Here is a 21,300-nt window from a genome sequence, read left to right as displayed (position 1 = left end):
CGAGGCGTGAGTAGCATATGGCGACGACCAACGGCAAACATTTCCACCGCAAGCAGTGGCTGAGCGTCCAACAAGCCGTCAGCCACCTGAGTGCACTGGCGGAAGAGCCCTTAACCAGCACCCACCTGGCAGATTTAGCCGAGGAGAAGCTGCTCGATCTTTACTGGTACCGACCGGGACAAAAGCTGACTTTCCTCAACCGAAAAGGGCAGAGAGAGCTGGTCGAGCCCTTGCGCCTTTGCACAGATAATCACAGCGATTGGCGCGCGGTCGTCGGAATTCTCCGCCACAGTCCCGCCCTCCCCGCTTATGAGCAAGACACGCCCCTACTGGAGGATGCCGAGGGCAACCGCCTGCGAATCACATTTGACTACCACCAACGTCCAGAACCATTTAGCGGCCGCTGGTATCCCAGCTTGGCGGAGTTGGTGCTGAAACGCAGCGATTTGGAGCGGCTCGAGCCCAAGCTGTTTTCCAGCCAGGAGAGCGAAGACAAACTGGAACGCCAGTTACTACTCGACGTGATCTGGCAGCTTGAGCAGTTGGCCCTGGAGGGCGAGCGTCACTCCACCAGCTGGCTGGCGGAGCAGCTGGCACAGCGCTCCTCGGCACTGGATAGGGGGTCCTGCGAGCGGATTCTTCTCGCAGCAGAGCGCGAAGGTAGTCAAAACCGCCCGCATTAACCGAGCAATTACTGAGGTTTCCCGGTGGTTCTCACCACCAATCGTTATTGATCCCTCTCGCAAAGATTCCTGCCAACCATTGGTCACGGGCAACAAAAGCGATACCCTAGCGCCAAGTTTTAACCCGCTGATCGGACGGATGCGAAATTAGCCACCCTTGGCCTTCTTCACCCCAAAAGATCCAAGCGGTTAAGGGATTCGAGGCTAGCCAGACAGGCATCTCGAAGTCTCATCTTTTCATCCTATCAGCCAAAAAATTTGGAGATAGAGCTTGCAGGCTCGCAATAATCAAAATCAATACGGCTGGGTCGCTATTGCACTGCACTGGCTGATGGCGCCAGCAGTCATAGGTGTCTTTGCGCTCGGCTGGTGGATGCGCCAGTTATCCTATTACAACCCCTGGTATCAACAAGCTCCCAGTATCCATAAGAGCCTTGGCGTTTTGCTTCTGATCGCTTTGGTGCTTCGTCTACTGTGGCGTTCAGTCAATGCCACACCTAAAGCAGATCCTGGAACACCTCGCTGGCAGGCACTCACAGCCCACGGTATTCACGGTCTGATCTACTTACTGCTATTCGCCATTATGCTGTCGGGGTACTTGATCTCCACTGCCGATGGACGCCCTATTGATGTATTCGGGTGGTTTAGTGTAATAGCTACCATCCAGGACATTCCCAACCAGGAAGACATCGCAGGAAGCCTACACGAGATTCTGGCCTGGACTCTAATCGCCCTTGTAAGCCTCCACGCCCTGGCAGCGCTGAAGCACCACTTTATCGACAGGGATGCAACACTGCGCAGGATGCTCGGTCTGCCTGGCATGCCTAGCCGCCAGAACAAGCAAGACACAGTTACAACCACAAAAAAGGAAACCTCTATATGAAGAAGCTCACCGCCCTGCTTTTTGTCGCTCTACTTAGCACTACAGCCCAGGCAGCGGAATACAAAATCGACACTAAAGGCGCTCATGCTTTTGTTCAATTTCGCATCAAGCACCTTGGCTACAGCTGGCTGTATGGACGTTTTGACGATTTCAGCGGCTCATTTTTTTATGATGACAAGGCACCGGAAAAGTCCTCCGTTAACGTCGATATTGATGTGACCAGCCTCAACAGCAATCACGCCGAGCGCGACAAGCACCTGCGTGGATCCGATTTTCTCCACACAGAAAAATTCCCTAACGCAACGTTTAAAAGCACCAGCTTCGAACCATTGGAAGACGGTAAGGCACTTTTAAAAGGTGAGTTAACTCTGCGTGGCGTCACCAAACCGGTAACCATCGACGTCACCAATATCGGCGGTGGTAAGGACCCTTGGGGTGGCTACCGCCAGGGTTTCAGCGGTACCACTGAATTTGACCTGAAGGATTTCGGCATCGACTACAACCTGGGCCCAGCCTCCCAGAAGGTTGAAATGATCCTCGATATTGAAGGGATTCGTATCTAAGGGATAAGGACTCGCAAACTGCTTTAAAGTCCGGTTCACAGCGAACCGGACTCTTCCACCTCTACTCCCCATTGATACTCCCTGGCAGAAACTACCGCATAATTGGCATTTTTTAGCGGCGCAAGATCTATTAAATTAGTACCAACTAGCCAGCATCGAAGAGCGCTATGAATTAACCAAAACCTGCCACCGTTTATAACTATTGGTGAAGAAGGCGTCTAGCAGTTGGTCGGGGTAACTGCAAAGAAACTAAAGAAAAGCAAAGTTTTAACTAGTTCACACTAAGTGAGCACAAACTATTACGCTACTTTTGACGACACCGACGCTTTTCAGTGAAAATAGCAATTATTAGTAGTAGCAGTGATTGTATTCACTCCACAGTTGGGTATAAAAAGAATCTCAAGATTTCGCTGTTTCCAGCCTCCAATGTATGCTCTCACCTCCCGCCTCTTGGGGTGGAAGAGTCAACCTAGCATTACCCTAAAAAAGCGGGTTTCCGAGAGCCTGGGGCGATAGCATTTTGAGATCACTCTTTTTTGCTGCCGAGTGAGTAAACTCATCCGTAACAGTGAGCCGCCACCAGATGTGGTGAAAAGCTCCAACTCAGCCCCCGGCGTAACCCGGAGTAAAAGGACAAGACAATGGCTTGCTTACAGCATCCAGATAGGGATCAGCCCGTATACCTGATGGCCCACCACACTATCGGCCGCCGTCAGGGGGCCGTGGACACTCGCATCACCAGTGCCGAAATCTCTGGTATTCACGCGGCTATTCAGTGGACCGGTACTCATTGGAACATTCGCGACCTCAGCCGCAATGGGACCTGGTTAAATGGCCAACAGCTGGTTCCGGCCAAGAGCTACCCATTGCAAACCGGGGACAAGGTTTGCTTTGGCCGAGTCAATAACCCCGCTTGGGTGGTCGAGAATCTCGATGCCCCAGAGAACTTACTGATTGACCTGAAAACCGGGGAAGCCCAACCTCTAGAGCAGTACCATCTGCTGCCAGATGAAAGTGAACCCCTCGCCAGCCTACATTTCAGTCCAGTTACCGCCCAGTGGCAGTATGAGTTTACCGGCGATACCGGTGAGGACGGCAACAAGCGCCTGGTAAATCACGGAGATCGCATTGATTGCGGCCTGCAAAGCTGGCAACTGTTTCTCGCCGATAACCAGGGCGCAACCAAAGAGCTCTCATTGCAGCAGCTGTCTATTACAGACTTCGGGTTGCGCTTTTCTGTCAGTTCCCACGAGGAGCATGTCCAATTACAGCTGCAGCGAGAGGGAATGAAGCAGTCCCTGCCGGCGCGAATTCACAACTACCTGCTACTGTATCTAGCCCGGGCACGCTTCCGCGATATGCAAAATGGTATGGATGCAGACTCTCAGGGCTGGGTTTCTATTCAGGTAGCCACCCATGAGCTGGGCATCACCGTCAACCATTTAAATACTCAGATTTTTCGCGCACGTAAGCAAATCTCTGAGTCATTACCAGATGCGGTAGATACCTCAAACTTGGTAGAGCGACGCTCCTGGGAGATTCGCCTGGGTTGCCATCAGTTTGAAATCTATAAAGGTACTCAGCTGGAAGCAAAGACCGAGGTACAGGAAGCCTAATTTTTGGCCTCTGGCCTTTCTTCTTACCCCCAGTCGCCAAAAGATCGCTCTGTGCCTATTACTGCAATACTCTGACAGGCATGGAGACTCGGTCCTATCTCATAAGTCCTGGCTTACTGAATAGAAAGCCAGGCTTTTCTGTCATATATGACTATTGGTTAGGACAACTCCAGGCACGTGATTACCAAGCGACAACTCACTTGCTCTGCTTCTTAAAGTAAAGACTTTAAAAACCTTAAATTGCCGTTTTCTGCAACCGATAGCAATCCAAAAGAAATGGAATAACGTGAACCATTTCCCCTGAAGAGAGGACAGATGGCTTCACGAAAATGTACTATCAGGTAGAATCCCCTATCCATCCGAAAAGAACTAAATACAATGGACGTAGTTGCGCTGGAGAAAACTGAGGTATATCAAGGCCGCTATAGGGTAGAGCGCACCCTTGGCGCTGGCGGTATGGGTGTTGTCTATCTGGCTGAGGACGTAAAGCTAGGACGTAAGGTTGCCATCAAGCAGTTGCGCTCTGATATGACAGGTAACTCCGCCGAGGCCCGTTTTCGCAGCGAAGCACAATTATTAGCCAGACTGAATCACCCCAACATTGTACGTTTGTACGATGTCCTGGAGGAAGACCACAATATCGCCCTGGTCATGGAATTGGTTGAAGGTGTTACCCTTAAAGAATGGATGCGCGAGCGCAGCGCCACACTGGCTGAAAAACTCGACTTATTAATGCAAATCTGCCTGGGGTTAGGGAAAGCCCACTGCCTGGGGATTATCCACCGGGATCTAAAGCCCGAAAATATCCTGGTCACCAATGATGGCGTAGCCAAAATCACCGACTTCGGCATCGCTAAGGCCCTCGACTGCGACCAGCAGCTCACCAGAGAAGACCATATCGCCGGCAGTGTTCAAGCCATGTCTCCCGAGCAGTTGCAAGGCACCAACCTCGATGCCCGCAGTGATCTATTCAGCCTCGGCAGTATCGCCTATGAATTACTTTGCGGTCGTAAACCTTTTGAGCGTGGCGATAAGAGTGCACTGGCTTTTGCTCAACAAATTACCAGCAAGCCCCATATTCCACCGCAACAAGCCTGGCCAGAGATCCCTAAGCCTCTTGCAGCATTATTAGATAGGTTACTTGCTAAGCGCCCAGAGCAACGCCCTGAGTCTGCTGAAAGGGTCTTTGAGGCTCTTGAGCTGGTGCGAAAGCATGGAATTGATAATAACACCCTAGAATACTCAGAAACCGTTACACAACTACTTATAAAACCGAGAAAGAAAAACAGACCAATTAGCTTTAGTTTAATCGGCCTAGCAATAGTGGGCGCTTTTACTTTTTGGGGCTGGCGAACCTATTTACAACTACCCCCACAGTACATTGCCGTACTCCCGATTGAAATAAATGGCAATGTAAGAGGGGAAGACAATGCAGAGATGCTTATCGAAACAATGACCAGACAAGCCTTGATGAGTGTTCCCACACACTTAAGGTCTAGTGCATTAGTTACACTTAAAGAAGGCACAACCTATGAAGAACAGCTAGAAGACCTCCAAAATAAGGGGGTCACAGATGCACTTCATGCCCGGTTAGATTGCATGCAGTTGCGCTGCAATATCGAACTGCAGCGTATCAATCCAATAGATAGCCATGTTAAACAGCAAACCAGCTTCGTATTTCTCACGGATAAAAGGCAGGAGGCACAATACACTATAGGCAATAATGCCATTCAGCTTTTCCCTCCAAAATATCGAACAGAATCAAGTGAGGAAGTGAGAATGAGCAATGACGATTACAATATTTATCTAAATACACTCTCTAGAATTGGGGGAGATGGGGTAATTCAACACAGTGACCTTGACATGCTGGAAGAGCTAATAGGCACCTACCCGCATAACCCCAACTTATACTCAGCCTATGCCAAAGCATCCACCGCGCTATTTGCAATCACAAATGATAAAAAGCTTCTCACTCGAGCTTTAGGCGCCCTTGTGAGTGCTGAAGGTCTTGTTGACAATGAAAACATTATTCTTGAAGCCAAGCTTTCAATAAAATCTGTAACGGTTGACCAAAAAGGTTTTGAATCAATTCTTAAAAAGCTAGAAAAGAAGGGGCATCCATCAGCCTATATACTGTCACAATTTTCTCGCTTTCAATATATAAGAGGGCATCATGAAGAAAGTTTAAAATATGCTCAAGAGGCTGCGGCACTGAGCCCAACATTTAACAATTCGTATTACATTGCAATAAATTATTTAGCACTGGGAAATCATGATGCTGCACGAAAGGTGCTAAAAAAAATGATATACAACTATCCTGGTAGATGGAAGGCATTCAACATACTAGGAGCAATTGAGCTCCAATTAGGCAACTTAGATGTAGCAGAAAAAACTATAACTTCCATTCCACCAGATCTACGTGACTGGTCAACACGCTCAAACTTGGGCACGATACTTTTCTTAAAAGGCGAATACGAGAAAGCACTCAATGTACACCAGGCGCTACTTGAAGATTCCCCTAACAATGCAACTGTGCTTTACCATATTGCAGAGGCATACACCATGCTCTCTGAAGACGACAAAGCCGATACTTATTGGTCCAGAGTTGTAGAGCAAACACAGGAAAACACTGACCTGCCATCTAGAAGACATAGAACAGAAGCCCTTGCCCACCTTGGCGAGACGGCCCATTCCATATCCCAACTAAAAGATCTACTCAGAGACTCACCTGAAAATACCTCAGTAAAACGCACAGCTGCCTTGGTATATATTCTTGCTGAAGAATGGCAATCGGCTAACTACCACCTAGAACAGCTGATAAACCAGGGGCTAAGCCCTACGTGGTTCTCGTTACCATTGTACAAACAACTATGCGCTCAACCTCAGACCTCAAAGATTGTAGAGGACTTTATTTGCCATTAAGGATCTGGAATTGGGCAGATAACAACATCAGGATCTCCTGAAACAAAGTGCATTCCTGTTTCTGTGTCTACACACATCCACAAGAAGGAGAAGTTATCCGAAATTTCTTCCTTATCTTTGATTTTGATGATCAAAGTGGAGTATTCGCCATCTACTTCCTTAGCTCTAGCACGAAACTGGTGACGAAAATCTGGGGTTAATGCGATTAGACCATCCAGCTTGTGGCTCTGACGATATCGAACAAACTCAAGATTTCTACCAGGAACCTTAGATAAGTCCAGGGTTACTTTTAATGTGAGCACACCACCACTTTGGATATTGATATTCCAATTACCGAAGTACTCTTCTTCACAATCATTTCCAACATTATAGAGAGGCCAATACTGGGGCTCTTTGTTGGCCTGCTCTTGTGGTTGCAGCATCAACTCAACTGTTAACCCTTCTTTAGGCACCACACAATCAAAAGAGGGTCGTTCAGCACAAGTTTTCATCTGTTCCATCCCTTCGTCTAAATTTGTTATTTAGTGTCATCTCAAGACGTTTTTTCTTGTGTAAAATACGTCTGTGACTGCGTCATGATAACCAGTTCCGCTCTGAAAAAAAGCCGGCAGTATAGCCACTGCCGGCCCGGAATGATGGTCCCAACCATCGACGGTTACAACAACACTATCAAGAGCAAAATTTGGCATCCGTGCCCCGGGCAAGCTCATCCACAAGGTCCGACTAAGACTCTGCACCCGTCGGTTCCAGCTTGTCCGCTCAGCTTGCGCTGATTCTTCCCACTTCTCGCACCTCCGACAGTGCGAAAATACTAAATCCATCCGAAATGTTGCGGGGGCTGCCCATCCGTGGCTGGGAACCGCTTTCACAATCTCCCGTACCCCCTCAACTGGTAGCTACTTTACGAATCCGGGGATTACAGGTCTATCACGGCCAATTACAAGGAATTACACGCCAGGTATTTTATCCTCACTCTTAGACTGTTAGAGTCACCAAATAACAAAAAGCATCACCTAGTGAGGATACGATGGAAGCGAATCTCGAAGATGTAAAAATTCTCTCACCCCGCCGCAACAGTACCGAAGCCGCTAATATTACGGAGCTTGCTCGGGAGCAACTGCAGCATTTTTGTATTGACCGGGAATCGGAGCACGGGCGTTTACTGGAGCAAACTGCGGCGCTGTTATATCAGGCCCAGGGCAACTTGAATCAGCTCTGGAGCCAGGTAAACGAGACGCTGAATCGACTGGATCGGTCCGACAAAATTGCCTACTTCAATGCCAAACGTTTTATGAGTTTCCAGCTGGCAAAACTGTTAGACACCCTGCAAAATCCACTGCGTGCCAGCTTTCAGAGCCTGCAAGGGGACGATTTCAATATCACCACCCGCGGTGGCTACCCACTGTTCGATAATATCCCTGCGATTTTTTCCGCTACCCCGGTTATTGCACGCACCGCTACTTATATCTATGCCTGTACCGAGTGGGTGGATGACGCCTTCCGCGGCCGTGAACCCAGTCACGATATCTACTCACGCCTACTCAACCCCACTTCTATCTCCCTGGCCAACGCCATTGTGGATCTGGAGTGCGGACCGGCGGCTAATGAATATATGGCCTGGAACTTCAACTCTGGAATGGCCGCCATTGATGCGCTGCTTTCCAATCAGCTACGCCGCGACGATATTCTGATCGTCTCGCGTAATATTTATGGGGGCGTGCACCAGCTATTACAGGACTTTTATGCACGCCCCGATAAGCTGGCAATCCAGCTGGTTTGGTTTGATGGCACCAGCGGCGAAGACTTTGAAAAACTGATCGCCGACACCCAGCGCGATTATGCCGATGCCCTTCAGCAAGGCTCCAAACTTCATGTCTATATCGAGTCGCCCTGCAATCCCCACGGTATCATGTTGGATGTACCAGCTATCTGTAAGGCTGCGCACCGGGAAAATATTCTGGTCAGCTTGGATGCCACCCTGGCCACTCCTTTCCTCTATCAACCACTGCGGCGCAAAGATCGCGAGGAAAGACCTGACTTCGTAGTGCACTCCTACACCAAAGATATTGGCGGCACAGGCGCTGCAACCGCCGGCGTAGTGATTGGGGAGAACCATCGTATGTTTATTCCCAAGGGAGACAGTGCTAAGGGCCTGAACTGGGATCAGTGCATGTTCTGGGATGTGTATTACATCAAAGGCGCCTTCCTCGATGCAGACAAGGCCTGGGAAGTGCACTGCGGTATGCGCACTCTGGAAATGCGTATGTTGACCAAGTGCATCAATACTCTTTGCCTCAGCCATTTCTTCGCCAGCCACAGTAAAATCCGGGTGAATAGCCATGCAGTGGAAAGCCACCCAAACTCAACCCTGCGTGAAACCCTGATGCGCTATCAGCTGCCGACGCCACTGTTCAGTATTGATATGGAAGCGGCACAAATTCCTACAGAAGCTTTCAAGAGCTTCTTCGATGCCCTGGAGCCAGCCTTTGGACAGATGGTAAGCCTGGGACAGACCAATACCATGGTACTCTGCCCAGCACTCACCTCTCACTCTGAACTCTCTCCTCAAGCCATGGAGGCGGCAGGAATATTCTCAACCACAATCCGTATTTCCGTGGGAGATGAAAACATGGCCCAGCTGGCGGCTCATGTGATCAGTTGTGCGCGCCTACACCTGGATCCGGTCAGCCCAGGGTTTAGTGAAGGCTTTATGTCACCACAGGAGGCGGATGCAATTTTTACGCGCTTTTATCTGGAGTCGCATCAAAAAGTCGTAGAGGCACAACCGAAAATCATCGATTACCTGTAAAGGGAGTGAAAACAAGGGCGCACGGCTATTATCCTCGGCCGTGCCCCGCTTGTTGCACTACTCTATATCCCGTAGTATCACCGCTTCTGTCCATAATTTAATCAAACAAAAATGCCGAATTTTTCCGCCCAACTTCTGGCCTGGGTGCTCTTCTGTTTCTCAACTCTGGCTATGGCACAGGGATATGAGCAGCTTTACAGCGATTACCGTGGCAGCCTTTATCAAATCCGCCTGATCGAGAAATCTTCTAATTCCAAAGCCGGGCTCGGCTCAGGTTTCCAGATTTCTGCCGATGGCCTACTCGCCACTAATTACCATGTCGTCGCTCAAGCAGTCAGCGACCCGGATAAATACATACTGGAATATCTTTCAACCGATGGCACCAAAGGCACTCTAAAGCTTCTGGATATTGATGTCGTCAACGACTTGGCGCTATTGCGCCAGGACAAGCCAGGTAAGGAATATCTGCAACTCGCCACTGAAACGCCGAAACAAGGCGAAACCATTGTCTCCCTCGGCAACCCCCTGGATCTTGGAATGACCTTGATACCAGGCACCTACAACGGTATAGCCGGAGGTAGTTTTTACGATCGCATTCACTTCGCCGGCTCTATCAACCCTGGAATGAGTGGTGGCCCTGCGATTAATACCCGCGGCCAGGTAGTGGGCATCAATGTGGCGACTGCCGGAAATCAGGTGAGCTTTCTGGTGCCGGTGGATAAACTGATCAGCCTGCTAAAACACTTCCATCGGCGCAATGTGGCATTGGACCTTCAAGAGGTCACCTACCAACAACTGCTCGACAATCAACAGCGTATTATTGATTCCATACTGGAGGCAGACTGGCAAAGGCGTTCTCTGGGGGAGGCCAAGGTCGTCGGAGAAATAGTACCTGCCATTAAATGCTGGGGTAACAGTGAGGAAGATAGCGACAATCCCATCAAACGCATCGACAAAGGTTGCACCGGGCAGGATGTGATATTTCTCTCCGATGAATTCAATACCGGCCGAGTGGAATACGAGTTTTTCTGGCTCGAGGCCGAAAACCTTTTACCGGCGCGTTTTTATGCGGAATACGAACACCAGATGAGCACCTTTTATCCAGGCAACAGCGCCGGCGAGGAGGATGTCACCAACTTCCGCTGCCGCCAGGGGTTTACCTCCCAACCACGCAATGGGAATGGCAATGGTCCTCAATCCAAGCCTGAACGGAGTAAAAAGCCTCTAATTAGCCGCACCAGCTATTGTGTCAGGCGCTACAAAAACTTCCCCGACCTTTACGATATCTTCTTCTTGAGCCTCAGCGTGGACCAAAAAAATCGCGCGCTGGTCAGCCACTTTACTCTATCCGGCTTTACCCGGGAGTCTGCCGACGCCTTTGCCGAGAAGTTCACGAGCGAAATCCAATGGCACTGATAATTGAAGAACTCAACCGCGCTCACCGGGTACAGATGCGCTATCGCATGGATGGCGACAAATTCACCCTGGGCCGCGCTTACAGCAACGACGCTATTCTGGAAGATATTCATACAGATGGGCGCCATGCGGAAATTCGCCGGGAAGAAGATGGCAATTACATTCTGCACGACCTGAATACGGTCAATGGCAGCCAGCTATTGGGAAACCTAAAGGATCGATCGATTAAACCAGGGGAAATTTCTTCTCATCAGATTTCCTCTGGAGACCTGATACAGTGTGGCAAGTCGCGCTTGCGGATCTTCAATTGCGACGACAGCGTTGCCGAGGCCACGCCACTGCACTCGCTGGAAAACCTGTTTGCCAGCCTGTCCCACCCTCTATACGCCATCCTCCTGGTGCTCGCTGTGGCTCTGTCCACTGCGCTGCTCAGCTATCTCGGCTACGCGCGTACTTACCAGTGGACTATTGCTGTCAATATTTTGGCGAGTGCGGTGATCGGCCTGGTTATTTATGCGGGCGTTTGGGCTTTCGTAGGCCGAGTGGTGCGTCATGAAACACACTTTTTTGCCCACCTCTCCATCGCCGCCATTGGCGCACTCACTTATGCCGTCTGGGAGTGGTTCGGCAGTGTGCTGAATTACAACTTTGCCATCGGCAATACCATGGAGGTCCTGGACTTCCTAGTGCTCGCCATCATACTACCCGCCATGCTCTGGTGCGCTTGTTACCTGGCTACCAATCTTGGGCGTGCTTGGCGATGGGCCGTAGCTTTGATACTACCAATCGGATTTCTAGGCCTCAGCCTGGTGGAAACAATCAGCTCGATTGATGACTTCAGTGAAACACCTGAGATTTCTACCGAACTCAAATACGATAATATGTTGCTGCGTAAACCGGTGCCCATGCAGGAATTTGTCACCGGTTCAGCGGCACAATTTGATATTCCCATCAAAAATGACGAGTCAGAGAAAGGAAGCAAGGACAGCTCTTCCGCAGAAGACGATAGCGCAGAGGTAGAGTAGTGAATACATCGTTTTGGAGTCCCGGCTTGGAGCAACTGGAGCCGTACACCCCCGGTGAGCAGCCCAGTGGCACAACCCTGATTAAACTAAACACCAACGAAAACCCTTATCCCGCCTCACCTCAGGCACTGGCACTATTAGCACAGAGGAATTTTGCCGATGCTCTAAGGCGCTATCCAGACCCAGAGTCCTGTGAGCTGCGCGCAGCCATTGCTGAGCGTTACGGTCTAAATGATAAGCAAGTCTTCGTCGGCAATGGCTCCGATGAAGTACTGGCTCTGAGCTTTTACAGCTTTTTCCGCCGCAACGAACCCTTACTATTCCTAGATATCACCTACAGCTTCTACCCAGTGTACTGCCAGCTCTTTGGCATAGAGTCTCGTAGCATCCCCCTTTTAGAAGATTTCAGCCTCGATGTAGAGGGTTTCTCGGGTGCCGCTGGCGGGGTTATTATCCCCAATCCCAATGCGCCTACAGGGCGCCACCTATCGCTCGATAGGATTGAGGCGCTGCTGCAGCTGCAGCCAGAGCGGGTGGTCATCATTGATGAGGCCTACATCGACTTTGGGGGCGAGAGCGCCACTCAGCTCATTGAGCAATACCCCAACCTACTCGTAATTCACACCCTGTCGAAGTCCTATGCACTAGCCGGTCTGCGCCTCGGCTTTGCCATGGGCCAGGAGCACTTAATTGAAGGGCTGCTGCGCGCAAAGAACTCCTTCAACTCCTACCCTATCGACGCGATTGCCCAAGAAGTGGCAACTGCAGCCATTCGCGATAGAGCCTGGCACGAGGACAACTGTGACAAGGTGGTCGCTACACGCTCAAGAACAGAGGAGGCTTTGCTGGAGCTGGGATTCGAAGTTATTCCCTCTATGGCGAATTTTATCCTGGCGAAGCCCCCAGCCCCTGGTGCCGAGACCCTCTACTTGGCCCTGCGTGAGCGGGGTATTCTGGTACGCTACTTCGATAAGCCCCGTATCAGTGAGTACCTGCGCATTTCCATTGGCACCGATAAAGAAATGGATCAACTCATAGGGAACTGCAAAGAGATACTTGCGTCACAGAGCTAGTACACTGTCTGTCTATACTCGTCGGGTCCGCGCCTCGCGCAACCCGACCACCAGACTTACCGGTAACTAGGGATTTATGTCTCTCTTATTTTTTAAGCGCCCCAGACTGTCAGCCAATATCAAGTTATTCACCCAATCATTGGTTATCGCCTCTGCCGCTCTAGGCTTCCAGGCCCAGGCCAATCCCTGGGAGGAGAGCGAGAGCCCCAGCGCTCAAGATTCAGCCAGCATAGGCACCTACACCAATGGCTGCCTGGCCGGAGGGGAAACCCTCCCACTGCGCGGTGAGGGCTACCAGCTGGTTCGCACCAGTCGCGATCGACATTTCGCGCACCCAGATACCATCGCTTTCCTGAGGGACTTTTCCCAAAGTGTCGCGCAAAGTAATCTCGGCAGGATACAGATTGGTGATATGTCGATGGCGCGCGGTGGCCCCTTTGGCAGCGGAGGACATAGCAGTCACCAGACCGGCCTGGATGTGGATATCTGGTATTCACAGGACAGACGCGCCGCTGAGCGTGCGCTGACGGAATGGGAACGCGATAATATCTCCGCTATCCCCTTGGCAGATACTCGCCAGCACCGTTTGATTGAGGAGAACTGGGACGAGCGAGTACCCAAGATCCTCCGTATGGCCGCTGAAGACCAACGGGTCGAGCGTATATTTGTACACCCCACCATCAAGCGTCATTTATGTGAAGTTTCCGGTACCGACAATGAGTGGCTGCGAAAGGTTCGGCCCTGGTGGGGACACAATTATCACTTTCATGTACGACTGTCCTGCCCGGCCGGCAGCAGCGACTGTAAACCCCAGGCCCCCGTGCGCACCGCACCCTGTGGCAATGACCTGGACTGGTGGTTTAGCGAAGAATTCTACGCAATACTGAACGGCACTAAGACCCAACCGACAAAACCCAAACCCAAGACGATGCCGCAACAGTGTCAGCAAGTTTTACTGGCACCCCCGGCCGGCACCACGACGGAATAACTCTATGATCAACACCTTGCTTATCTGCGGCGGTGGCAGCAGCGAGCACGAAGTATCCCTGCGCACCGCAGACTTTATTGAAGGGCAACTGGCAGAATCCGAAGATATTGCCCTAATGCGAGTAGAAATGGACTCGAGCGGTTGCCTCACCGATAAAGAGGGCCGCGTCTACCATATCTTCTACGATGGCAAAATTCGCGATGAAGAAGGCAATGCCTGGAATGTAGATTACGTTATCCCCGCGATCCACGGATACCCTGGGGAAACGGGCGATCTACAGTCCCAATTAGATATGTACAGTATTCCCTATTTTGGGTCAGCACCCGAGGCGAGCAAAATTTGTTTTAATAAAATTAAAACAAAAATGTGGTTGAGCGCACTGGGAATCGATAATACCCCCTATTTATTCTTACACAGCCTTGAAGCTGAGGAACTGGGCAAAGCCCACGCAGCACTGGAAGAATGGGAGGCGGTTTTTGTTAAAGCGTCAAACCAGGGCTCCTCGGTAGGTTGCTTTAAAGTCAGTCGTAAGGAAGATCTAGAAAATGCAATAGCAGAAGCATTTACCCTCTCATCCTACGTGCTGATCGAAAAAGCGCTAAATGCTCGCGAACTGGAAGTCGCGGTGTACACTTTTGGCGAAGAGCTGATAGCCACCCACCCCGGAGAGGTCCGCGCACCGGCAGATACTTTTTATACCTACAAAGAAAAATATGCTACTGGCAGTCGCGCTGAGACTTTTATTAAAGCTGAAGGCCTCAATGAAGAACAACTCGCGTGGATTCAGGAAGTCTCATTGCGTACTTTTAAGGCGCTCAAACTTAAAGATCTATCCCGCATCGACTTTTTCCTGACGGAGGAGGGGGAACTCTATCTGAATGAAGTGAACACCTTTCCCGGCATGACCCCCAACTCTATGTTCCCCAAAATGATGCAAAACCACGGTCATGATTTCACTGAGTATCTGACTAGCCAGATTCGTTCATCCGTAGCCCAATCAGAAAATTAATTACTGTTTTAGCTTTTGCTTGAAAAAGGGGCCCATGCCCCTTTTTTAATTTCAATAACTTCCCAAGAGTTAATGTAACAACCAGTCCTGCTGACGACGACGGGAAAACTGACTGCGCAGAAATTCCATCTGATCCCCGCGTATCCGCTCACTATTAATCAAAGCCAAATATTCCGCAGCATTGGGACAAAAGGGCAAGGCCAGTAATTCCATATCAATATCTTCAAGCAAATAATTGCCCTTGTGCTGATTACAGCGGCGGCAGGCTGTAACTACATTCTCCCAAGAATCCATCCCTCCCTTCGACACAGGGATAACGTGATCTCTGGTCAACTCGAACGATTTGAAAATATTGCCGCAATAGAGGCAAGTATGAACATCCCGAAAAAAAAGTGCGCGGTTTGTGAGTGGCGGACGACTGCGTGGGCGCGCCATTCGAGCACCGCCACAAGCTATGATTGATGCCAGATCCAAGGTGGACCGCTCACCATTTCGATTAAACCCACCGCGTACCCGCTGTACTATGCCCCCCAGAGACCAGGTAACCAGATCGCGTACATACAAGCAGGAGGCCTCCTGCCAAGTGAGCCAATCTAATGGTTGCCCCGCCAAATTCAGGCGTAAAATTCGCGCTTGCATGACCTCGCCTCCCCGCAATTAAACAGAAAAACCCGGCCCACTGCCGCTATAACGAGCAAAGTGGAAATTTTTAAAGCGCCCAAAAGCCCGCTTTGAAAGACCAACTGGAAACTAGAGAGAAGAAGTTGAACCTGAACAGGAATGTCCAGTTTCGATAAGACATTGAAATGATTAGAGAGACGACCCGCTGATGATTTCACTGACAATTTGACAGCAGCCCAGCAATGAGGGAATGCCAGGGCATAAACGGGCACCGCTAATGATTGATTGCTGAATGCGCCATCCTCCACCGGCCCGAGCAATTATGGCCGACCTCTCATCATTAAAGCGGATAAATATTACAAATTCCAGACAAGTACGAACTTGACTTACAATAAAATGGAAGCCACTAAGAATAATCTACTAGAGAAAGAGTCAAGAGTGTGAGGGGTAACTAGCAGAAGTTATTTAAAGAATTAGCTGGGGCTTGAAGCATTTAAAACACCGCCCAGGCAATCCGGCCCGGGCGGTGCGTCTCACAGGATGGTGCCCATATCCATAGGGCGAGCGGCGCATTCCTTTTATCCTTTGCCGCAGAGTTGCAGTCCCTTTTGCGTCCCTGCCAGTTAATTATGGACATCAAGCGAAAAAAAAGTAGGGGCAATCTGCTGAATTTTGTGTAAGACATATCTCACAAGGTGAAATATTTCTTTCATAAAAGAAGGGGAGACCCGGTGGGAGCACTGTGCTAAAACAAGGCTCAGTGCATGAGCGCGGCCACTATAAACACCTTTATTTCAAGTTCAATCGATACAGGGAATAAGACGTTGAAATATACGCTAATTTTTTTGCTTATCTTCAGCGCCGTTGTTTCAAGCGCCTTCACTGTGGTTTCTTCGGGTATTAGCGTGCCCTGGCGCCAGATAACTGGCGGCGCAAAAACCAACGAACAGAAAGTTCTTCAAAAATTATCTGCCACCACTGGCTATCAACTAGAACTATTCGCCGATGATGTGCCCAATGCACGCTGGCTGGCAATAACCCGTTCGGGGGATATTCTGGTTTCCCAACCAAAGAAGGGACAAGTTTCCCTTTTATCCCCCGACCGCAATGGTGATGGGCGCGCTGATAGCCAGCGCATCTTGATTGGCGATCTCAACCGGCCACATGGACTTCTACTGCATGAGAACTGGCTTTACATCGCAGAAAGCGATGCTGTCGGCAGAGTGCCCTTCGATCACTCCGATACCCGTTTGGCTGGACGGTACCAAAGAATCGTCGAAGGCCTGGAGGACAGTGGCCACTGGACCAAAACCCTCGAGAAGGGGCCGGATGGCTGGCTATACCTGAGTAGTGGCTCCAGCTGTAACGTCTGTGTAGAGAAAGATCGCCGCCGCGCCAGCATCATGCGCCTACGTCCCGATGGTAGTGATCTAAAAATATTCGCCACCGGTTTACGCAACAGCGTGGGGTTTGACTGGTCACCCAAGGATGGCGGACTCTACGCCACCGATAACGGTCGGGATTGGCTGGGCGACAACCTACCACCCGATGAACTCAACCTGATCCACCCCGACAAATTCTATGGCTGGCCTTATGCCTATGGCGACCGGGTGCCAGACCCAGATTTTATCGATGATGAAGACCCCACCATCAAAGAGATGATCGCCACTTCCCTGCCACCAGTGCACGAGTTTGCCGCACACAATGCTCCACTCGGCATCCGCTTCCTGCGCAGCCCGGAGCAACCCGCAGGTTACCGTGGGGCCGCTTTAGTCGCATTGCACGGCTCCTGGAACAGAAGTGTAAAAGATGGTTATAAAGTGGTTTCCCTGCACTGGGATGAAGGTGGAAAGATCTCCCAGCGGGACTTCCTCTGGGGCTTCCTCAGCGAAAACCGCAAGGAGGTTTCCGGCAGGCCAGTGGCAATTGCCGAGGATGGTAAAGGCAATATTTATATTTCCGACGATTACGCAGGAGCCATCTATCGTCTCTCACCCACCGCTACCCCACAAACCGCTACCCCACAAAAAGTAAAGTTATCAGCGGAGAAAGCACCTACCACACCTAGGGTACCCAAGAAACCGCCACCAACCGATGCCACCGCCGCGCGCGAGGGAAGAACACTTTACCTCAGTCACAATTGCGCCCAGTGCCACCAGCAGCAAGTGCCGTTAACCGGACTCAACAAAAAGTACACACTACAAAGCCTGGCGGACTACTTTGATGCCCCAACGCCCCCGATGCCCAGGTATGACCTTACCGACAAGCAGAAAAAAGCACTGGCTCATTACCTGCTATCGCGCGAAGCCCTGCAATAACCCATATCAGCCCCTGAGCAGTGCCAATTGACCCCTGCCGCGCCAACGGCTAAGGTTGCCCCGCAATTACGAGGCGATGCTATGGCGGCAAAGAAAAAATCGGCAACTTTTGAACAGAGCCTGGAAGCCCTGGAAGAATTAGTGGAGCGCCTGGAGGCGGGTGATCTTCCACTGGAAGAGGCCCTGGCCGACTTTGAGCAGGGAGTCAAACTCACCAGAGAGTGCCAGAAAAAACTCGCCAGCGCCGAACAGAAGGTCAAAATGTTGATGGAAGAAAACGGCAGTATTCGCGAGCTGCCGTTCGAGGCCGACGACTCCACGGGCGACCTCTAAAATGAACGCCCCAACTCCGCCCTCTGAGCTGAGTGCTTTTCTTAAGGGCGCCTCTCAGCGTGTGGAAACCCGACTGCGCGATACCCTGGCCGAGTCTGTCCCCGGTGCAAATAAGCTCTTCGAGGCCATGCGCTATGCTGCCCTTGGCCCCGGCAAGCGCCTGCGCCCGGCACTCGTCTACGCCTGCGCCCAGATCTTTTATGGCGTGGATTTCGATCCAGCCAAATGTGATGCCAGCGCCGCGGCCCTGGAGTGCATTCACGCCTACTCGCTGGTGCACGACGACCTGCCGGCCATGGATGACGACGACCTGCGTCGTGGCCGTCCCACCTGCCATATCGCCTTTGACGAGGCCACGGCCATTCTCGCCGGTGATGCACTGCAAACCCAGGCATTCGAGCTGCTGTTGGCCGATAGCACAGAACCCTCGGTGAAGTTACAGCTTATCGCTGAGCTCTCCAAAGCATCCGGCGGGCGAGGGATGGTGGCGGGCCAAGCCATAGACCTGGATTCTGTGGATAAAACCCTCTCCCTGGCACAGCTGGAAAAGATGCATCGCCTGAAGACGGGCGCCCTCATTCGCGCCAGTGCGCGCATAGGCGCCCTCCTCGGCGGGGCCGACAGTAGTCAACTGAAAGCGCTCACCCTCTACGCTGAGGCCATTGGCTTGGCTTTCCAGGTACAGGACGACATCCTCGATATCACTGCAGACACCGCGGTGCTGGGTAAAACCCAGGGCGCGGATGCCCTGCTCAACAAACCCACCTATGTCTCCCTACTGGGCCTTGATGGCGCCAAAGAGAAGCTGCAGGGCTTGCACAGGGAGGCCCTGGATGCCCTCAAAGCCCTACCGGGCGATACACTATTGCTGAGGCAGCTGGCAGATTATATCGTCCAGCGCGGCCACTAAGTCGGGGCTCCCGCCCCGCCACTGGGATGCAATATGCCCGTCACAGGCATACAATCCCCCTCACTAATACCATCTGTAGCAATTGAACCGTTTGATGCTCGAAGATATTCCACGCACTCGCCCGCATACGCCACTGCTCGACGCTATCGACGAGCCGGCACAGCTGCGCGCACTCGATGAACGCCAACTGCCCGAACTCGCCAGTCAACTGCGCGAGTACCTGTTGTACTGTGTCGGCCAAACCGGCGGACACTTCGGCGCCGGCCTGGGTGTGGTTGAGCTGACCATCGCCCTGCACTATATCTACAACACACCGGAAGACCGCTTGGTCTGGGATGTGGGTCACCAGACCTACCCGCACAAGATCCTAACAGGCCGCCGCGAGCAAATGCTCACCATGCGCCAACAGGGTGGCCTGTCAGGCTTCCCCAAGCGCAGCGAAAGCCCCTACGACACCTTTGGTGTCGGCCACTCCAGCACCTCCATCGGCGCAGCCCTGGGTATGGCCTTGGGCTCACCCGACGAGCGCAAAGTTGTGGCGGTGATTGGCGACGGCGCAATGACTGCCGGCATGGCCTTCGAGGCGCTCAATCACGCGTCTCACACCGGCCGGGATATGTTGGTTGTTCTCAATGACAACAGCATGTCGATCTCTAAGAATGTCGGCGGACTAGCCACCTATTTCGCCAAGATTCTCGCCAGCAAAACGTATCTCAATATGCGCGAGGGCAGCCGCAAGATACTGTCGGCTATCCCCAAGGCCTGGCAGCTGGCGCGCCGCACCGAAGAACATGTCAAAGGCATGATCACCCCCGGCACCCTGTTCGAGGAGCTGGGCTTCAACTACGTGGGACCACTAGACGGTCACAATATGCACGATTTGGTGCATACCCTGCGCAATCTGCGCAGCCAGCCCGGTCCCCAGCTACTGCATATCGCTACGACCAAAGGCAAGGGCTTTGGACCGGCGGAGGCCGATCCGGTGGGCTACCACGCATTGAACAAGCTTGAGCCTGAAAGCAAGGTCCAGGTGGCCGTACCGGGCAGGAAGAAGCTCCCCAAATACCAGGACATCTTCGGTCAGTGGCTATGTGACACCGCGGAAAAGGACGAACGTCTGATCGGCATTACTCCTGCCATGTGTGAGGGCTCCGGTATGGTGGAGTTCTCCAAGCGATTCCCCCAGCGCTTCCACGATGTGGCGATCGCCGAGCAACACGCCGTAACGCTTGCCGCCGGTCTCGCCTGCGAGGGACAGAAGCCGGTGGTGGCCATTTACTCCACCTTCCTGCAGCGCGGTTACGACCAGATGGTGCACGATGTGACTATCCAAAATCTGGATGTCACCTTCGCTATCGACCGCGCCGGTCTAGTCGGTGAGGACGGCCCGACACACGCCGGCAGCTTCGACCTGACCTTTATGCGCTGCCTGCCCTACCTGGCTATCGCCGCACCCAGTGACGAAAATGAGTGCCGCCAGCTACTGTATACCGCCTACAAGCACAAAGGTCCCGCAGCGGTACGCTACCCCCGCGGCACCGGCATGGGCACGGCGATCGAAGAAGAAATGCGCGAGCTACCTATTGGTAAGGGCCGCCTACTGAGCAAGGGCAGCGGCGTGGCCATTTTGAATTTTGGTACCCTGCTCGCCCCAGCCATGGCAGCGGCCGAGCGCCTCGGCGCCACCCTCGCTGATATGCGCTGGGTCAAGCCATTGGACGAGGCCCTGATCGATGAACTCGCTGACAGCCATCAGCTACTGGTTACCATCGAGGAAAACACCGTAGCCGGCGGTGCTGGCAGTGCCGTTATGGAGTACCTCAACAGCTCTGCGCGAACGCAACCCGTTCTGCAATTGGGACTGCCCGACCGCATCATTGAGCACGGTAAGCACAAGGACCTACTCGCAGCTATAGGCCTTGATGCCGAAGGTATCGAGGAACAAATCCGCCGGCGCTTACAGCTACTTAACCGGCACAATTTTAACGACCGCGCTGCAGCCGCCAACTAACCATACGGGCCCGATAGCCACCTGGGGTATCGGGCTGCCAGGTTCACAATTCTGCGGCGCACTATTGATTCGACGAGACCGCCTGGCCCAGCGCCTTTCTATCACTCGACTTTCGCACGC

Annotated in this window: 17 protein-coding genes; 15 read left to right on the top strand and 2 right to left on the bottom strand. The window is 51.9% G+C overall.

Going from position 1 to position 21,300, the window contains the following annotated elements; genetic code table 11:
* Positions 1-17: 17 nt before the first annotated feature.
* The 5 genes from ACXAFI_RS02100 to ACXAFI_RS02080 all read left to right on the top strand — a co-directional run bounded on the left by ACXAFI_RS02100 (position 18) and on the right by ACXAFI_RS02080 (position 6,667).
* On the top strand, positions 18-683 hold the full coding sequence (locus ACXAFI_RS02100; protein WP_152454883.1) for a hypothetical protein: 666 nt from the start codon (positions 18-20) through the stop codon (positions 681-683).
* 271 nt (positions 684-954) lie between these two features.
* A complete protein-coding gene (locus tag ACXAFI_RS02095; RefSeq protein WP_475107491.1) occupies positions 955-1,566 on the top strand; it encodes a cytochrome b in 612 nt (203 codons plus the stop codon).
* On the top strand, positions 1,563-2,129 hold the full coding sequence (locus ACXAFI_RS02090; protein ID WP_444920052.1) for a YceI family protein: 567 nt from the start codon (positions 1,563-1,565) through the stop codon (positions 2,127-2,129). The genes ACXAFI_RS02095 and ACXAFI_RS02090 overlap by 4 nt, the downstream gene beginning before the upstream one ends.
* 641 nt (positions 2,130-2,770) lie before the next feature.
* Positions 2,771-3,745, top strand: a complete 975-nt coding sequence (locus tag ACXAFI_RS02085) for an FHA domain-containing protein (protein ID WP_253868706.1) — start codon at positions 2,771-2,773, stop codon at positions 3,743-3,745.
* A 378-nt stretch (positions 3,746-4,123) separates the two neighbouring features.
* A complete protein-coding gene (locus ACXAFI_RS02080) occupies positions 4,124-6,667 on the top strand; it encodes a protein kinase domain-containing protein (RefSeq protein ID WP_475107490.1) in 2,544 nt (847 codons plus the stop codon).
* On the opposite strand, the gene ACXAFI_RS02075 is transcribed toward ACXAFI_RS02080, so the two are convergent.
* The gene (locus ACXAFI_RS02075) at positions 6,664-7,167 is read right to left on the bottom strand and encodes a hypothetical protein (RefSeq protein WP_475107489.1); all 504 of its coding nucleotides are present in this window, start codon (positions 7,165-7,167) and stop codon (positions 6,664-6,666) included. The two genes, ACXAFI_RS02080 and ACXAFI_RS02075, sit on opposite strands and share 4 nt — an antisense overlap.
* A 527-nt stretch (positions 7,168-7,694) precedes the next feature.
* On the opposite strand from ACXAFI_RS02075, the gene ACXAFI_RS02070 reads away from it, so the two are divergent.
* The 6 genes from ACXAFI_RS02070 to ACXAFI_RS02045 all read left to right on the top strand — a co-directional run bounded on the left by ACXAFI_RS02070 (position 7,695) and on the right by ACXAFI_RS02045 (position 14,987).
* Positions 7,695-9,476: a trans-sulfuration enzyme family protein gene (locus tag ACXAFI_RS02070; RefSeq protein WP_475107488.1), complete on the top strand. Its 1,782-nt coding sequence runs from the start codon at positions 7,695-7,697 to the stop codon at positions 9,474-9,476.
* A 111-nt stretch (positions 9,477-9,587) separates the two neighbouring features.
* A complete protein-coding gene (locus ACXAFI_RS02065; RefSeq protein WP_475107487.1) occupies positions 9,588-10,892 on the top strand; it encodes a S1C family serine protease in 1,305 nt (434 codons plus the stop codon).
* Positions 10,883-11,917: an FHA domain-containing protein gene (locus tag ACXAFI_RS02060; protein WP_475107486.1), complete on the top strand. Its 1,035-nt coding sequence runs from the start codon at positions 10,883-10,885 to the stop codon at positions 11,915-11,917. Before ACXAFI_RS02065 ends, ACXAFI_RS02060 begins: the two co-directional genes overlap by 10 nt.
* A complete protein-coding gene (gene hisC / locus ACXAFI_RS02055; RefSeq protein ID WP_475107485.1) occupies positions 11,917-12,990 on the top strand; it encodes a histidinol-phosphate transaminase in 1,074 nt (357 codons plus the stop codon). The genes ACXAFI_RS02060 and hisC overlap by 1 nt, the downstream gene beginning before the upstream one ends.
* A gap of 76 nt (positions 12,991-13,066) precedes the next feature.
* A complete protein-coding gene (gene mepA / locus ACXAFI_RS02050; protein ID WP_475107484.1) occupies positions 13,067-13,978 on the top strand; it encodes a penicillin-insensitive murein endopeptidase in 912 nt (303 codons plus the stop codon).
* 4 nt (positions 13,979-13,982) lie between these two features.
* Positions 13,983-14,987, top strand: a complete 1,005-nt coding sequence (locus ACXAFI_RS02045; protein ID WP_475107483.1) for a D-alanine--D-alanine ligase — start codon at positions 13,983-13,985, stop codon at positions 14,985-14,987.
* 69 nt (positions 14,988-15,056) lie between these two features.
* On the opposite strand, the gene ACXAFI_RS02040 is transcribed toward ACXAFI_RS02045, so the two are convergent.
* Complete coding sequence (locus ACXAFI_RS02040) at positions 15,057-15,626, bottom strand: HNH endonuclease (RefSeq protein WP_152454893.1); 570 nt, start codon at positions 15,624-15,626, stop codon at positions 15,057-15,059.
* Positions 15,627-16,432: 806 nt separating this feature from the next.
* Between ACXAFI_RS02040 and ACXAFI_RS02035 the strand changes: the two genes are divergently transcribed.
* From ACXAFI_RS02035 to dxs, 4 genes are all read left to right on the top strand, one after another.
* Positions 16,433-17,926, top strand: a complete 1,494-nt coding sequence (locus ACXAFI_RS02035; protein WP_475107482.1) for a PQQ-dependent sugar dehydrogenase — start codon at positions 16,433-16,435, stop codon at positions 17,924-17,926.
* 81 nt (positions 17,927-18,007) lie between these two features.
* Positions 18,008-18,259 (top strand): exodeoxyribonuclease VII small subunit, encoded by a 252-nt coding sequence (locus ACXAFI_RS02030; protein ID WP_152454895.1) that lies wholly within the window; start codon positions 18,008-18,010, stop codon positions 18,257-18,259.
* Between the two features lies 1 nt (position 18,260).
* A complete protein-coding gene (gene ispA, locus ACXAFI_RS02025; RefSeq protein WP_475107481.1) occupies positions 18,261-19,169 on the top strand; it encodes a (2E,6E)-farnesyl diphosphate synthase in 909 nt (302 codons plus the stop codon).
* Positions 19,170-19,263: 94 nt separating this feature from the next.
* Positions 19,264-21,180, top strand: a complete 1,917-nt coding sequence (dxs, locus tag ACXAFI_RS02020) for a 1-deoxy-D-xylulose-5-phosphate synthase (protein WP_475107480.1) — start codon at positions 19,264-19,266, stop codon at positions 21,178-21,180.
* Positions 21,181-21,300 lie beyond the last annotated feature (120 nt).

This window comes from Microbulbifer sp. ABH2_005, assembly GCF_056160005.1.
Note: the sequence above shows the minus strand (reverse complement) of the source record. Positions and strands in the feature narration are given on the sequence as shown.

Excerpts from the sequence above, each read along its gene's own strand:
- ACXAFI_RS02100 (WP_152454883.1), top strand. The coding sequence starts at position 18 with ATGGCGACGACCAACGGCAAACATTTCCACCGCAAGCAGTGGCTGAGC.
- ACXAFI_RS02090 (WP_444920052.1), top strand. The coding sequence starts at position 1,563 with ATGAAGAAGCTCACCGCCCTGCTTTTTGTCGCTCTACTTAGCACTACA.
- ACXAFI_RS02085 (WP_253868706.1), top strand. The coding sequence starts at position 2,771 with ATGGCTTGCTTACAGCATCCAGATAGGGATCAGCCCGTATACCTGATG.
- ACXAFI_RS02080 (WP_475107490.1), top strand. The coding sequence starts at position 4,124 with ATGGACGTAGTTGCGCTGGAGAAAACTGAGGTATATCAAGGCCGCTAT.
- ACXAFI_RS02075 (WP_475107489.1), bottom strand. The coding sequence starts at position 7,167 with ATGGAACAGATGAAAACTTGTGCTGAACGACCCTCTTTTGATTGTGTG.
- ACXAFI_RS02070 (WP_475107488.1), top strand. The coding sequence starts at position 7,695 with ATGGAAGCGAATCTCGAAGATGTAAAAATTCTCTCACCCCGCCGCAAC.
- ACXAFI_RS02065 (WP_475107487.1), top strand. The coding sequence starts at position 9,588 with ATGCCGAATTTTTCCGCCCAACTTCTGGCCTGGGTGCTCTTCTGTTTC.
- ACXAFI_RS02060 (WP_475107486.1), top strand. The coding sequence starts at position 10,883 with ATGGCACTGATAATTGAAGAACTCAACCGCGCTCACCGGGTACAGATG.
- mepA (WP_475107484.1), top strand. The coding sequence starts at position 13,067 with ATGTCTCTCTTATTTTTTAAGCGCCCCAGACTGTCAGCCAATATCAAG.
- ACXAFI_RS02045 (WP_475107483.1), top strand. The coding sequence starts at position 13,983 with ATGATCAACACCTTGCTTATCTGCGGCGGTGGCAGCAGCGAGCACGAA.
- ACXAFI_RS02040 (WP_152454893.1), bottom strand. The coding sequence starts at position 15,626 with ATGCAAGCGCGAATTTTACGCCTGAATTTGGCGGGGCAACCATTAGAT.
- ACXAFI_RS02030 (WP_152454895.1), top strand. The coding sequence starts at position 18,008 with ATGGCGGCAAAGAAAAAATCGGCAACTTTTGAACAGAGCCTGGAAGCC.
- ispA (WP_475107481.1), top strand. The coding sequence starts at position 18,261 with ATGAACGCCCCAACTCCGCCCTCTGAGCTGAGTGCTTTTCTTAAGGGC.
- dxs (WP_475107480.1), top strand. The coding sequence starts at position 19,264 with ATGCTCGAAGATATTCCACGCACTCGCCCGCATACGCCACTGCTCGAC.